Raw genomic sequence first — 14,627 nt, 5'->3', positions numbered from 1 at the left:
CCCGCGTCGCGCGATCTTCGCCGGCCGGCCGGTCCTCAGTCCGGGAGGCGGCGCATTTCGAGCATGGTGAGCCCGAGATTGTCGATCCGGGCCAGCACCGCACGGACACCGGTGGGATCGGTGAGCGGACCGGACAGCACGGTGGTGCCCTGGCCGCAGTCACCGTTGAGCTCGGGGAAGGCGGCGAGCGCGCGTTCGGAGAGTTCGCCGTCGATGGTGAACTGGTATCGCATCGCCGTCTCCTGCCTCGTGCGGACCTCCGACAGCCGATGCCGTCGCGGAGAATTCGAGTCTGCGCCGCAACCGTGGCCCGGCACATCGTCCGCACCGGGTGAAGCTTGCCGCCGTCTCAGAGCAGACCGGTGCGGCGCGCCTCCTGCAGCGTCTCCATCCGGGAGCTGGTGCCGAGTTTGGCGTAGATCCCGCGCATATGGGTCTTCACGGTGTTGATGGAAACACCGAGATCGTCGGCGATGTGCTGGGTGGTCCGGCCGGAGGGCAGCTGGCGCAGGATCGTCAGCTCGGTCGCGGTGAGCGCGGGATGGTCGATCCGCCGGTGCGCCTGGTGCCCGGCGCGCACCGAATCGGCGAACGCACTGCGGTGGCCGAAGCATCCCGCGTAGTAGTCGAGCAGTTCGATGGTGCCGGGAACATCGAAGAAGGGCCGGGTGATCCGGTGCGTGGCGGCGATGCACAGACCGTTGTCGACGGCTTCACGGGTCTTGGAGTCGTTGCCCAGCTGATAGTGGGCCCGGGCGTAGAGCAGCCAGCTGGTCAGCTGGGTGACCGGATGCAGTCCGGGAGTCGCGGTCAGCAAGGGTTCGACCTGCAGAACCACGCCGTGGTGGTTACCGGTGACCGCGGTGAGCGCCGCACCGGCCAGCACCGTATCGGGGGTGCGGCCCAGGACGGTGCGCGCGCGTTCGGTCAACTGCTGTGCTGTCCCGATCTCGCCCGCCCCCAGCAGCGCCCATACCGCGGCACTGAGCAGACCGCTGCTGAGCACCGGCGGCGGATCGGCGTCGAGGAGCCGTCCGATACTGCGCCGCAGCCGTTCCGCGGCGGCGCCGCGGTCGGCCGAATGATGACAATCCAGCAGGCTGCCCACCACATGCGGTAGCCAGCCCGCCACCGGGCCCGGAGTGCCGTCGCGGCGGATGTGCTCGGCGCACAGGATCCGGATATGCCCGGGCTGCGGTTCGGTGCCCTGGAGATAGGCGCCGTAGGCCTCCAGGGCGGTAGCGTGCACGGTTTCCGGTAGATCCAGCAGGTCGTGGTCGCGCGCGATGGCGCAGGCCCGTTCGGCGCGCTGTCGCATGGTCGTGATCGATCCGGCCAGTCCCGCGGTGACCGCGAGCCGGGTCACCGCGATCAGCCGCAGCCGGGGATGGCAGCGCGACCGGGTGCGGGCCAACGCGATCCGTAATCGTTCCTCGCCGCGGGCGATCTCACCGCGCAGCGCCAGCGCGGTTCCGGTGGTCACCGCGAGGTAGCCGTCGAGGTCCGGACGGTCGGTGGGCGGCATCCGGTCCGGGAAGACTCCGGGTTCCGTGGCGCTGCCGGCGGCCACCGCCAGTTCCGCGTCGACCGCGGTGGTGAGTGCTTCGAGGCGATAGGGGCCCGCCAGCGAGACCGGATCGTCGTCGGCGAGCAGCCGGGCGCTGTCCCGGTAGGCCTGGGCCGAACCGCTGTCACCGTGCAGTAGCGCGTCGGTGACCTGCAGCAACCGCAGATACGGGTCGGCCAGCACATCCGGCGCCGTCTCCGCCAGCGCGTCGAACAGCGTCTCCCCGTCACCGGCGAACACCAGCGCCAGCGCGTGCTCGGCCAGGAAACCGGCCAGGGGCCGATGGTCGGCCACGGTGAGCAGATGCGGTAGCGCGGAGCGCAACTCGCCGGCCGACATGAGTTGCCGCGCGGCCCGCAGCCGTAGATCCGAGCACAGGTCCGCACCCAGCCGGTTGGCCTCGGCGAGAAAATAGGCGCGCAGCATCGGATGGTAGGTGTGCCAGACCTTGCCGTCCCGGGTCTGCGCGGTCATCGGGAAATTGATCCGGTCGAGTTCGTAGAGCCAGTGCGCCGAACCGCCGCCGACCATGGCGTCGGCGAGTTCCTCGGTGAACTCCTCCGGGATGCTGGTGCAGGTCAGGAACTGGCGCAGCGCCGGCGAGAGGGTATCGATGAGTTCGCCGACCAGCAGATCGGTGAACGCGTGCGGCGGCCGGGCGAGTGCGGTCAGGGCGCCGGTGTGGTCGTCGTCGTGTGCGGCGAGATAGATCGCGGCGATCCGGACCAGCGCGGCCCAGCCCTCGGTGAGCGACATCAGGGTCCGCAGCGATTCCGGATCGAGGTCGCAGCCGTGCTCACCGCAGAGCCCGGCGACGTCCTCCGGCGACAAGGCGAGGTCGGCAGCGGTCCACCGGGTGAGCCGGGAATGCAGTTCCAGTAGATGCCACCGGATCGGGGGATCGAATCGCGCGCACACCACTGTCGTCACCGTCGGCGGAGCGTACTGCAGGAAGTATTCGAGCCCGGCGAGCGCGAGCGGGTCGGTGATCAGATGGGCGTCGTCGAGGACGAGCACTGTCGGCACGGGATCGTCGGCGAGCGCGGCGATCACGGCCTCGGCCTCACCGACGCCGGCCGCCGGCTGCCCGGTGCCCGGTCCGGAATTGCCCAGGCACGATCGCAGCTGCGGCCAGAGCGCGGTCTGTTCGCGGATCGTGACCCAGGCGATCCGCGTGTCGTGATGGGTGCGCGGCAACTGCCGCGCGGCCCATTCCGCGACGGCCACGGTTTTGCCGATCCCCACGGCGCCACAGATCAGCAGGACCCCACCGTTGCCGCCGTCGACCACCGCATCCAGCATCGAATGCAATTGCGGCCGGGACACGGGCGCGAAGGGGAATACCGGGATCGGAGATCGGGCCCGGGATCGCGGTACGGAGCGGCCGGTGAGATCCAGTGTTGGCGAAGTGGTCACGGTGCCTCCCGAAGACGTCGTCCGAAACAGCACTAGCACGCACTCGGCCGCAGCCTACCGGAGCCCCGAGGGCTCGCAGCGGGTCGTGAACCAACCTGTTACCAGGGCGTATCCGGTCGAAATCATCCGGATCGGGTGAGCCGTCCGGGCCCGTGGCAGCCATAGCGTGAAAGGGTCACCGGCACCCGGGGACTCCTGTATACGATGCGAACGAGGTGGGCCATGTCCTTCTGGGAAGCACTCTGGCTGGTTATCGTGAGTTTCGCGTTCGTCGCCTATCTGCTGCTGCTCTTCTACATCATCGGTGACCTGTTCCGGGACAAGCAGACCTCGGGCTGGATCAAGGCGATCTGGGTGGTGCTGCTCATCGTGCTGCCGCTGCTCGCCTCGCTGGTGTACCTGATCGTGCGCGGCCGGGGGATGACCGAACGCACGGCCGCCGAGGCCGAGCGGGTCGAGGCGGCGCAGCAGAAGTACATCCAGCACACCGCCGGGACCAATCCGGCGGCGCAGATCGCCGACGCGAAGCGGCTGCTCGCCGAGGGCACCATCACCGAGACCGAATTCGAGCGACTCAAGGCCAAGGCTTTGTCGTGACCGGTCCGGCCTCCGGTGCGGACGAGTCCACGCCGGAGCGAGGCGAGGCGACGCCGGAGCCCGGTGAGCCGGCGCCGGAGCACACCGGCGCGGTGCAGTGGGCCATCCCCCGCGGATTGATCGTGCTGCTCGTCGCGGCGGCCACCGTCGTGGCCGTCACCGGGGCCAAAGCGTTCTCCGGTGTGCTCGGCCCGGTGTTCCTGGCGCTGATGTTCGCGATCGCGGCCCAACCCATCCAGACCCGGATGCAGCGGCGCGGCAGGCCCGCCTGGCTGGGCATGCTCGCGGCGCTGGCGGTGGTGTATCTGGTGCTGCTGGGTCTGGTCGCCGCGATGGCACTGTCGGCCGCCCAGCTGGCGACCGCGCTACCGGACTACTCCGCGCAGTTCTCCTCGCTGTTCGATCAGGTCCGCTCCCTGATGGAGCAAGTGAACGTGGACCAGGACCGGATAGAGCAGGCGCTGAGCGGCTTCGATTTCGGCAATCTGGTCGGGGTACTCGAATCCGCGCTGCGCGAACTCGCCGGTGTTTTCTCGAATCTGCTCTTCGTACTGGCCCTGCTGCTGTTCATGGCGTTCGACGGGATGACCATCGGCCGCCGGATGAGTGCGGTGGCGGGGATGCGTCCCGATATCTCGCACGCGCTGAGCACCTTCGCGGCCGGCACCCGGAAATACCTCATCGTCTCGACGGTTTTCGGGCTCATCGTGGCAGTACTCGATGGTGCGGCGCTGTGGCTGCTGGCGGTCCCGTTCCCGATCCTGTGGGGTCTGCTGTCGTTCATCACCAACTACATCCCGAACATCGGATTCGTGATCGGGTTGATCCCGCCCGCGTTGCTGGCCCTCCTCGACGGCGGGTGGACGAAGATGGTGTGGGTGATCGTGCTGTACTGCGTGTTCAACGTGGTGGTGCAGTCGGTGATCCAGCCGAAGTACGTGGGTGACGCGGTCGGCCTCAGTGTGACGGTCACCTTCCTCTCCCTGGTCTTCTGGTCCTGGGTGCTGGGCGCGCTCGGGGCCCTGCTGGCCATTCCGCTCACCCTGCTGGCCAAGGCCCTGCTGTTCGATATCGATCCGTCGACGCGCTGGATGGATGTGCTCATCAGCGATCGGCCACCGGATTCCGATTCCGAGGACGAGGCTCCGGCCGCCGACCCGGCATCGTGACCGGGGTTCACCCGGGACGGGTGAGGTGAACCGGCCGCCGCCCACGCGAGAGTCGACAAACACCTGCGCTCGGAAGGAGTGGAGATGACAACAGCACCCGACCCGGCGGCCGGGACCTCCGGCGGCCGCGCCCCGCTGCGGCAGGGGGTCGCCGCCGGTACCTCTATCGCCGCCGCGATCCTGCTGCTGACCGTCGGTGTGCTGTCGGTCCTGGAGGGGATATCCGCGGTGGCCGAGGACGAACTGTTCGTCGTCGGTATCGACTACGTCTACCGATTCGACGTCACGACCTGGGGCTGGATCCATATCGCGATCGGTGCCGTACTGATCATCAGCGCGCTCGGATTGCTGACGGGCACTTCCTGGGGACGCGGTCTGGCCATCGGTATCGCCGCACTGTCCATTCTCGCGAATTTCCTGTGGCTGCCCTACTACCCGTGGTGGTCGATTCTGATCATCGCGTTGAACATCGTGGTGATCTGGGCGATCGCCACCTGGCGGCCGCAGACCTGAGCACTGTGTCCGGCGCGGTACCCGGCGGCCCGGCCGCCGGGTACCGCGCTGTCCGGGCCGGTGGTGCCGGATGTGTTCGTCGCGCTGTATCGGAGGCCGGCCGCAGGCGCCCGGATCTCACCCGGCACGCATGACGAGATCCGGCCCGGCCCGGCCCTACCGTGGCCGGATGGGCACAGTGATCGGTGATCTCCTCCCCTTGGCGGTCGGGGTCTCGATTTCACCGATACCGCTCGTGGCGGCCATGCTGATGATCCTGTCGAAGAACGCGTCCGCGGCGGCGGGCGGTTTCGCCGTCGGCTGGACCGCTGGTATCGCGCTCGCCACCGCGATATTCGCCGTTCTCGCCGCGGTGCTCGGGCTGTCCGCCGATACCGAGCCCGGTGCGGCCGCGGCGTGGCTCGAGGTGGCGCTGGGTCTTTTGTTGCTGGCGGTGGCCGTCGTCCAGTGGCGCCACCGTGCCGATACCGCCGAACCCGGGTGGATGCGCGGGATCGATTCGCTGACCGCGGGTAGGGCGGTCCTGCTCGGTGCCGCTCTCGCGGCGGTGAACCCGAAGAATCTGCTGCTGTGCGCTGCCGCGGGGGTGGCGGTCGGCGCGAGCGGACTCGGGGTGGGTGCGCGGATCTTCGCCGGGGTCGTATTCACGGTGCTCGCCGCCGCCAGCGTGCTGGGCGTCGTCCTCGGCTACGCCGTCGCGGCCGACCGGGTGCGCGGCACACTCGACCGCGCGCGGGCCTGGCTCGCGGCGAACAACCATATGGTGATGGCGATCGTGCTGCTGGTGATGGGCGCGGTAGTTCTGGGCAAAGGCCTCGGTGGCCTGTGAGCGGCACGGGTGCTCCGGGATCCGGCCGGCCCGGCGCGCTCCGGGCGCTGGGCGGTGCGCTGTTCCCCTCGTTGCACGGGTATCGGCGGAGTTGGCTGCGTCCCGATGTGGTCGCCGGTCTCACCGTCTGGGCGGTGCTGGTGCCGGAGGCACTGGCGTACGCGACCATCGCCGGTGTCGCGCCGGTGGTCGGGCTCTGTGCCGCGGTGCCCTCGCTGGTGCTCTACGCACTGGCCGGCAGTTCCCGGCATCTCGTGGTCGGGCCGATGTCGGCGACGGCGGCGCTGTCGGCCGCGCTGGTCACACCACTGGCCGGGGCCGACGGCGGGCGGTATCTGGCGCTCACCACCGCGCTGGCGATCGCGACCGGGGTGGCCGGGCTGCTGGCCGGGTTCCTGCGGCTCGGCTTCGTCGCCTCGTTCATCTCCGAGCCGGTGCTCAAAGGTTTCATCATCGGGCTGGCGCTGGTCATCATCGTCGGCCAGGTGCCCGAGCTGCTCGGTATCGGGAAACACGACGGCGATTTCTTCGATCAGGCCTGGGGTGTGCTGACCCATCTCGGCGACAGCGAGTGGCGCACGCTGCTGATCGGCGGGCTGAGCCTGGCACTGGTACTGGCCGTGAAACGCTGGCTCCCGCTCGTTCCCGGGTCCCTGCTGGCGGTGCTGGGCGGGATCCTGGTGGTCACCCTGCTCGACTTGGACGAGAAAGGCGTCGAGATAGTCGGGCCCATCGAATCCGGGATGCCCGTACCGGGCCTGCCCGCGGGCCTCGCGCTACCCGACTATCTGGATCTGCTCGGCCCCGCCGTCGGCGTGCTGCTGATCGGGTTCGCCGAGGGATTGGGCGCCGCGAAAACCTATGCCGCCAAGGCGGGATACGAAGTGGATCCGAACCGCGAACTGCTCGGCCTGGGCGCCGCCAACCTCGGGGCCGGATTCTTCTCCGGGATGGTCGTGAACGGGAGTCTGTCGAAAACCGCGGTGAACGGATCCGCCGGGGCCAAGTCGCAGGTCAGCGGGCTGGTGGTGGCCGCGCTGACGGTACTGACGCTGCTGTTCCTCACCGGGATGTTCGAACAACTGCCCAAGGCGACACTGGCCGCCGTGGTGATCGCCGCGGTGATCGAGCTGGTCGATATCGCGGCCTTGCGCCGGCTGTACCGGGTGTGGTCGCAATGGCTGGGCGGGATCTACGGGAAGGCCGCCCGTGCCGATTTCATCGCGGCGGTGGCCGCGCTGCTGGGTGTGCTCTGTTTCGGCACCCTGCCCGGCCTGCTGATCGGTATCGGTATCGCCCTGGTGCTGCTGGTCTACCGCACCTCGCAGCCGCATATCGCGGCTCTCGCTCCGCAGGGACCGCTGTGGCTGGACACGGCCCGGCACCCGGGACTCGCCCCGCGCCCGGATGTACTGGTCGTGCGGGTGGAATCGGGACTGTACTTCGTCAACGCCGACAACGTCCGGCGCCGGATCCAGCAGATGTGTACCGAGCGCACCCGGCGGGTCGTACTGGACGCCGAAACTTCACCGGTGATCGATGTGACCGCGGCGGCGATGCTGGTCGATCTGCGCGATACCCTCGCGCGCCGCCGGGTGGACTTCCGGATCGCGCGTTCCATCGGGCAGTTCGGCGATGAACTGGTGGCTGCGGACCCGGGCACCGCGCGGATTCCGGTATACCCGACCGTAGCCGCCGCTGTGGAAGACGAGCAGCAGGGTTCGGGGCCGCGGCACCCTGCGGCGGAACACGGGTGATTCGAGCGTCCGATCCGCGGAGCAGGGGAGCGGTGACGGTGGATCAGTGCCGGCCGCGCCGCCGGATCAGCAGGCCGGCCACCAGACCGATCAGGAACATGATCAGCAGGATCAGCCACATCGGCGAACTCACCGTGACCGGCAGGAAATTGATCTCCACATGGTCGCGGTTCTCGATGATGAAGATCACGGCGACGACGGTCAGGGCCAGGGCCAGCCACTGGTTCACGGTGATCCGAGACAGCAGTGACGGCTTGGGTGCGCGTTCGGTCATCGCGGTCCTCCGGGAGGTCGCATTATCGGAATACTGTGCAGTCTCCAGCGTAGGCGCGTCTCCGGCATCACCCGCGGGGGATGAGTCGTGCGGCCGGGGCGGGCGGGTCCGGTGCGGAAGGTGTTCACCCGCCGCAGGTGATCCAGCGTCCGGCGGCCGTACCTAGCGTGGACGATGCCGGTGTGCCCGCACCGCCACCTGTGCACGCGCGACCGGCGTGCGCGGCGGCGGGGAGCGATCACCCGCACCGGGAACGGTAGGCCCGCCGAGAGATCGCGAGGTAACGATGACCGCAGAGCTGGACTTCGACGACACCGCCGACTTCGGCAACGCGACGCGCGGGTTCATGGCCGAACTCGATCCACCGGTGGTGACAGCCGCCGACGGCCGGGTGGTCTACGACATCGGCGCCTACGAATTCCTCGACGGCGACTGCCCGGCCACCGCGAACCCCAGCCTGTGGCGGCAGGGCCAGCTCTGCAACAAACAGGGGCTGTTCCAGGTCACCGAGGGGATCTATCAGATTCGGAACCTGGACCTGTCGAATATGACGCTCGTCGAAGGGCGCGAGGGTGTCATCGTGATCGACCCCTTGCTCTCGGTGGAGACGGCGGCCGCGGGCCTGGCCCTGTATCGCGCGCAGCGCGGCGACCGGCCGGTCACCGGCATGATCTACACCCATTCGCACGCTGACCATTTCGCGGGGGCGCGGGCCGCGGTGCCGGAAGGGCACCCGCCGGTGCCCATCCTGGCTCCCGCCGGTTTCCTGGAACACGCGGTGAGCGAGAACGTCTACGCGGGCAATGCCATGAACCGCCGCGCCGTCTTCATGTACGGGGCGGTGCTGCCGAAGGCGCCCGACGGCCAGATCGGTGCCGGATTGGGTATGACGACCTCCACCGGCACCATCACGCTGATCCCGCCCACCGTAGACATCACGCATACGGGTCAGGAGGAGGAGATCGACGGGGTTCGGATGGTCTTCCAGCTCACCCCGGGCACCGAAGCACCGGCGGAGATGAATTTCCTGTTCCCCGAGCGTCGGGCCCTCTGTATGGCCGAGAACGCGACCCACAATATGCACAATGTGCTGACGCTGCGCGGCGCGGTGGTCCGCGATTCCCGGGTCTGGGCCCGGTATCTCGACGAGGCCATCGCCCGGTTCGGCGACCGGGCCGATGTCGCGTTCGCCTCGCACCACTGGCCCACCTGGGGCCGGGAGAACTGGACCGGATGGCTGGCCGACCAGCGTGATATGTACGCCTACCTGCACGATCAGACGCTGCGCCTGACCAACGAGGGCTACACCGGGACGGAGATCGCCGAACGGTTCGAATTCCCGCCCGCGCTGGACAAGATCTGGGCCAACCGCGGCTACTACGGTTCGACCAGCCATAACGTCAAAGCGATCTATCAGCGGTACATGGGCTGGTACGACGGTAATCCGGCCCATCTGTGGGAGCATCCGCCCGTCGCGCAGGCACAGCGGTACGCGGCCGACTACGGCGGGGTCGAGGCGCTGGTGGCGAAGGGGCGCGAATACGCCGAGGCCGGCGACCTCCGGTTCGCCGCGACCCTGCTCAACCACGCGGTTTTCGCCGACCCCGGCCACGACGGTGCCAAAGACACGCTCGCGCAGGTCTACGACCGGCTCGGCCACGGCGCCGAGAACGGCACCTGGCGCAACTTCTTCCTGACCGGTGCGCAGGAGCTGCGGAAGGGCCCGAGTCCCACGCCGATCCAGTCGGCGAGCCCCGAGATGATGACCGCGCTGACCCTGGAGATGATCATCGACTCGCTGGCGGTGCGGGTCGACGGGCTGCGCGCCGCAGCGGTCGATTTCACCATGGACTGGGAGCTGACGGACGAGAACACCGTTCACCGCATCACGCTGTCCAACGGCGCGTTGACCCATCGCTCCCCGTCACCGGAGGCTCCCGCCGCCGGATCCGCGGACCTCACGCTGACGCTCACCAAAGTGCAGTTACTGCAGGCGGTGAGCGGAGCCGGGTTCGACGGTGTGACGATCACCGGTGACCGGAGCCTGCTCGATACCTTCATCGGACTGCTGGACGCGCCGGACCCACAGTTCCCCATCGTCACCCCGTGAGCGATACGACCGCGTGCCACCCGCGGCGTTTCGGCGGCCCGCATCCGGTCCGGTCCGGCAACGTGGCGAGCGGAAGTCCGCCGGTGGCGCATGCGGCACCTCGCACGCGGCAGGCGGGCGCCACCGGGCGGCCCGGCGAGATGTAGCCCGCCCCGGCACTACTGCCGGAACCGGTGCCCCATACCCGGTTCGGTCAGCAGATGTCTGGGGTGGGACGGATCGTCCTCCAGTTTGCGGCGCAACTGGGCGAGATAGACCCGCAGATAATGGGTCTCGGTCTGGTAGGCCGGACCCCAGACCTCGCGCAGCAGTTCGGTGCGGCCCACCAGTTTTCCGCGGTTGCGGACCAGCATCTCCAGCACGCCCCATTCGGTGGGGGTCAGGTGCACTTCGGCGCCGCCCTTGACGACCTTCTTCGCGGACAGGTCGACGGTGAACGAATCGGTCACCACCACCGGTTCGTCGGTTTCCACCGAGGCCGCCGCGCGCCGCAGTGCCGCGCGCAACCGGGCCAGGAACTCGTCCATACCGAACGGTTTGGTGATGTAGTCGTCGGCGCCGGCGTCGAGTGCGTCCACTTTGTCGGCCGAATCGGTGCGGGCGGAGAGCACGATCACCGGCACCCGGGTCCACCCGCGCAATCCCGCCAGCACCTCGATACCGTCGATATCGGGCAGTCCCAGATCCAGCACCACCGCGTCGGGCCGGCGTTCGGTGGCCGCGCGCAACGCGCCCGAGCCGGTGGACGCGGTCACCACCTCGTATCCGCGCACCGACAGGTTGATCCGCATGGCGCGCAGGATCTGCGGTTCGTCGTCGACCACCAGAACGGTCGGATGCGGTCCCGGCTCCTGCCCGTGCTCCGGCGCGGTCTTCATCACGACACCTCCGTAGGCAGCGGTTCGTCGCCGACGTTACCGGTCGCGTCCGCGAGTTCGACGGTTACGGTCAAACCACCGCCGGGTGTCGGCTCGGCGCTGACCGAACCGCCCATGGCGACCGCGAATCCGCGCACCACCGAGAGCCCCAGGCCCAGCCCGCTGGTGTTGTCGCGGTCGCCGAGTTGCTGGAACTGGTCGAAAACCCGCTCGGGATCGGTGCCCGGTAGCCCGGGCCCGTGATCGACGACCCGGACGACCACCTGCCCGTCCACCGTGGTGGCATCCACCTTGACCGGAGATTCCGCGCCGTAGCGCAGCGCGTTGTCGACGAGGTTGGCCAGTACCCGCTCGAGGAGATCGGGGTCGGCCCGGACCGCTGTCGGCCCCACCGCCACCGTGACCCGTTCCAGGGCCCCGCGGCGGGCGCCGCGCGGGCTGACCCCCACACTGACCAGCGCCCGATGCACCACTTCGTCCAGGTAGACCGGTCGCAGCCGCGGCCGCACCACCCCCGCGGCCAGCCGTGACGAGTCGAGAAGATTGCCGACCAGCGAGGTCAGCTGATCCGCCGACTCCTCCACCGTGGCCAGTAGTTCGGCGCGGTCCTCGGGGGAGAACTCCACATCGTCGGAGCGCAGGCTCGAGATGGCGGCTTTGACCCCGGCCAGCGGCGTCCGCAGATCGTGACTCACCGCGGAGAGCAGATCGCGGCGCAATCGGTCGGCCTCGGCGAGCGCCGCCGCCTGGTTGGCCTCCGCGGCGAGTTGCCGCTGCTGGACCAACCCGACGGCCTGATTGGCAACGGCCTCCAGTACGCGCCGGTCCCGGGCCCGCAGGGTGGGTCCGCCCAGGAGCAGCCAGTAGTCGCCGTCGCGTACCTCCACCGCGGTATCGGCGGTATCGGCCCGTTCCGGCGGGTCGTCGCCCACGGCCGCGATCACGCCGTCGGTGTGATGGCGCAGGCTGACCGCGCGCTGGTTGTAGGTCTGGCGCAGCCGGTCCAGGAGTGCGGGCAGATCACTGCCGTGCAGGACCGAACCCGCGAACAGGGTGAGCAGTTCGGCCTCCCGGGATGCCTGTCCGGCCTGTTCGGCCCGCCGCGCGGCGGTATCGACCAGGACCGCCACCGCGACCGCGACGACGAGCAACAGCACCGCGGGCAGGAAATTGTTCGGCTCCTGGATGGTGATGCTGTAGCGGGGGTCGGTGAACAGGACATTGAGCAGCAGCCCGGCCAGCAGCGCGGCGGCGATCGCGGGCAGTACACCGCCGAACAGCGCCACGGCCAGTACCGCGACGAAGTACAGCGCGCTCTCGCTCACCAGATCGAGATAGCGGTCCAGCCAGGTCGCCAGCAGTGCCGAGATCGCCGAAGGTACGACGAACGCGGCGACCCAGGCCGCCGTGCGGCGCAACCGGGGCCGCGGCCGGCGTCGGCGGCGCCGCCGCCCCGCCGCCTCGTGGGTGACCATATGGACATCGATCTTGCCGGACCGCTGCACCACCTCCGCGCCGATGCCCTCGTCGAACATCCGCGCCCAGCGGGAGCGCCGGGAGGTGCCGAGTACGAGCTGGGTGGCGTTGACCGTCCGGGCGAAATCGAGCAGCGCGACGGGCACATCGTCGCCGACCACCGTATGCAATTCGGCCCCGAGATGCGTGGCCAGCTCGCGGACCGCCGCCATCTGCGGCGCGGCCACCCCGGTCAGCCCGTCGCCGCGCACCACGTGGACGACGAGTAGTTCGGCACTGGATTTGGCCGCGATCCGCCCCGCCCGCCGGACCAGCGTCTCCGATTCCCGGCCGCCGGTGACCGCCACGACCACCCGCTCCCGGGCCTCCCAGGTATCGGTGATCCGATGGTCGGCCCGGTATTTCGCCAGCGCGGCGTCGACCTGGTCGGCCAGCCAGAGCAGCGCCAGTTCGCGCAGCGCGGTGAGGTTGCCGCGCCGGAAGTAGTGGGCGAGTGCGGCATCGGCCTTGTCCGCCGCGTACACATTGCCGCGGCTGATCCGCCGCTGCAGGGCTTCCGGGGTGATATCGACGAGTTCGATCTGGTCGGCGGCCCGGACCACCGCGTCGGGTACGGTCTCGCGCTGCACGACACCGGTGATCTGCTCGACCACATCGTTGAGACCCTCGAGGTGCTGGATGTTCACCGTGGACACCACATCGATACCGGCCGCGATGAGTTCCTGTACGTCCTGGTAGCGCTTCCGGTTACGGCTGCCCGGGGTGTTGGTGTGCGCGAGTTCGTCCACGAGTACCAGTTCCGGTCGCCGCCGCAGTACCGCGTCCACATCCAGTTCGTACTGCACCGTCCCGCGGTAGGCGATCGCGATCCGGGGCAGCTGTTCGACGCCCTCGAGCAGTTCCGCGGTCTGTGCGCGCCCGTGCGTCTCGACGATCGCGGCCACCACGTCCTGGCCCCGGCCGAGCCGGCGATGCGCCTCGCCCAGCATCGCGTACGTTTTCCCGACCCCGGGGGCCGCGCCGAGATAGATGCGCAGCTCACCCGGGGTGCGGTCGTGTGTGGTGCTCACGTCCGCATCATGTCACCGTGCACGGGTCACTCGCCGCCCGCCGTGGCCGGCGCCGGATAGCGGCCGTCCAGATCGAGATTGAGTTCGAGCACGTTCACCCGCGGCTCACCGAGGAAGCCGAGCTCGCGGCCCGTGGTGTGCGCCGCGACGGCCGCACGCACCACGGCCGGGTCGATCCCCCGGGCCGCGGCGACCCGGTTCACCTGGATATCCGCGTAGGCGACGGAGATATCCGGGTCCAGTCCGCTACCGCTGCCGGTGACCGCGTCGGCCGGGACCGCCGGGTCGGTGGGCGCGGTACCGGGGATCGGCACGATCCGGCCGGCCGAGTAGTCCTCGCCGTATCGGGCGCATTCGACTCGGACACCCTGGTATTCGGCCAGGAACACCGGCGGCGCGCCGCGTCCGGTCCGGCACGGTTCGTTCACACTCACCACTCGCGCCGGCGTCACCGTCCCGTCGTGGTGGAAGGTCCCCAGCACCGAGAGCACCGCGCCGACACCGCCGGGGGTGCAGAACGGCCGGGCGCCGTCCACACCTTCCCGCTCGCCGATCTCGCGGCTGCGCGTGCAGACCCGGGTGAGCAGGCTCGGTGCGAAACCGGCGGTTTCCGGATCCGCGCCCGTAGTAGGCAGGGCCGGATCGGCGGGGGTGTCGACGATATCCTCCGGGCCGAGATTGCCCGGGCCGGAGGCGAGTGCGTCGTAGCCGTCACCGGCGGAAGAGGGCCGGCCCTGGAAGTACCAGGGGATCGGCGCACCCTGGGCATCGGTGAAGGACTGGCCGATCAGCGCACTGCCGACCATCCGGCCGTCGGCCTCGATGATCGAACCGTTCGCTTTGTCGTGCAGTCCGGGCAGTTGACCCACCGCCCAGATACCGGCCGGATAGAGCAGGCCGGTCAGCACGGTGAGCACCAGCAGCGCACGCAGCGCCGCGAGATGCTGTCGGATCAGATCGCGCAGAGACAT

Annotated in this window: 12 protein-coding genes; 6 read left to right on the top strand and 6 right to left on the bottom strand. The window is 69.3% G+C overall.

The genetic code is table 11. From position 1 onward, the window contains the following. Nucleotides 1-35: 35 nt before the first annotated feature. Together ACWEWT_RS29190 and ACWEWT_RS29185 are read right to left on the bottom strand one after the other, a co-directional pair. A complete protein-coding gene (locus tag ACWEWT_RS29190) occupies nt 36-233 on the bottom strand; it encodes a hypothetical protein (protein WP_452563736.1) in 198 nt (65 codons plus the stop codon). Nucleotides 234-349: 116 nt separating this feature from the next. Then, nucleotides 350-2,983, bottom strand: coding sequence for a LuxR C-terminal-related transcriptional regulator (locus tag ACWEWT_RS29185; protein ID WP_452563735.1), 2,634 nt, complete (start codon nt 2,981-2,983; stop codon nt 350-352). A 222-nt stretch (nt 2,984-3,205) separates the two neighbouring features. Between ACWEWT_RS29185 and ACWEWT_RS29180 the strand changes: the two genes are divergently transcribed. From ACWEWT_RS29180 to ACWEWT_RS29160, 5 genes are all read left to right on the top strand, one after another. Then, on the top strand, nt 3,206-3,580 hold the full coding sequence (locus ACWEWT_RS29180; protein ID WP_452563734.1) for an SHOCT domain-containing protein: 375 nt from the start codon (nt 3,206-3,208) through the stop codon (nt 3,578-3,580). Next, a complete protein-coding gene (locus tag ACWEWT_RS29175) occupies nt 3,577-4,749 on the top strand; it encodes an AI-2E family transporter (RefSeq protein WP_452563732.1) in 1,173 nt (390 codons plus the stop codon). The genes ACWEWT_RS29180 and ACWEWT_RS29175 overlap by 4 nt, the downstream gene beginning before the upstream one ends. Nucleotides 4,750-4,833: 84 nt before the next feature. Further along, nucleotides 4,834-5,262 carry a DUF7144 family membrane protein gene (locus tag ACWEWT_RS29170; protein WP_452563730.1) on the top strand — a complete coding sequence of 143 codons (429 nt, stop codon included), beginning with the start codon at nt 4,834-4,836 and terminating at the stop codon, nt 5,260-5,262. Between the two features lie 169 nt (nt 5,263-5,431). Further along, nucleotides 5,432-6,091 carry a GAP family protein gene (locus ACWEWT_RS29165; RefSeq protein WP_452563728.1) on the top strand — a complete coding sequence of 220 codons (660 nt, stop codon included), beginning with the start codon at nt 5,432-5,434 and terminating at the stop codon, nt 6,089-6,091. Between the two features lie 59 nt (nt 6,092-6,150). Then, the gene (locus ACWEWT_RS29160; RefSeq protein ID WP_452563764.1) at nt 6,151-7,848 is read left to right on the top strand and encodes a SulP family inorganic anion transporter; all 1,698 of its coding nucleotides are present in this window, start codon (nt 6,151-6,153) and stop codon (nt 7,846-7,848) included. 43 nt (nt 7,849-7,891) lie between these two features. Here ACWEWT_RS29160 and ACWEWT_RS29155 read toward each other — a convergent pair whose 3' ends face one another. Further along, nucleotides 7,892-8,122: a lipopolysaccharide assembly protein LapA domain-containing protein gene (locus tag ACWEWT_RS29155; RefSeq protein ID WP_452563727.1), complete on the bottom strand. Its 231-nt coding sequence runs from the start codon at nt 8,120-8,122 to the stop codon at nt 7,892-7,894. A gap of 286 nt (nt 8,123-8,408) precedes the next feature. Between ACWEWT_RS29155 and ACWEWT_RS29150 the strand changes: the two genes are divergently transcribed. Next, nucleotides 8,409-10,232, top strand: a complete 1,824-nt coding sequence (locus ACWEWT_RS29150) for an alkyl/aryl-sulfatase (protein ID WP_452563725.1) — start codon at nt 8,409-8,411, stop codon at nt 10,230-10,232. Nucleotides 10,233-10,390: 158 nt separating this feature from the next. Here ACWEWT_RS29150 and ACWEWT_RS29145 read toward each other — a convergent pair whose 3' ends face one another. Genes ACWEWT_RS29145 through ACWEWT_RS29135 form a run of 3 tightly spaced genes read right to left on the bottom strand, consistent with a single transcriptional unit; the run spans nt 10,391 to nt 14,627 of the window. After that, nucleotides 10,391-11,110 (bottom strand): response regulator, encoded by a 720-nt coding sequence (locus tag ACWEWT_RS29145; RefSeq protein ID WP_452563724.1) that lies wholly within the window; start codon nt 11,108-11,110, stop codon nt 10,391-10,393. Next, entirely contained in the window at nt 11,110-13,656 is a 2,547-nt protein-coding gene (locus tag ACWEWT_RS29140; protein ID WP_452563722.1) for an ATP-binding protein, read from the bottom strand. The genes ACWEWT_RS29145 and ACWEWT_RS29140 overlap by 1 nt, the downstream gene beginning before the upstream one ends. Nucleotides 13,657-13,682: 26 nt before the next feature. After that, complete coding sequence (locus ACWEWT_RS29135) at nt 13,683-14,627, bottom strand: potassium-transporting ATPase subunit C (protein WP_452563719.1); 945 nt, start codon at nt 14,625-14,627, stop codon at nt 13,683-13,685.

Source organism: Nocardia sp. NPDC003963 (assembly GCF_053605105.1).
The sequence above is the reverse complement of the archived record's forward strand: the minus strand, read 5'-3'. Positions and strand labels throughout refer to the sequence as shown.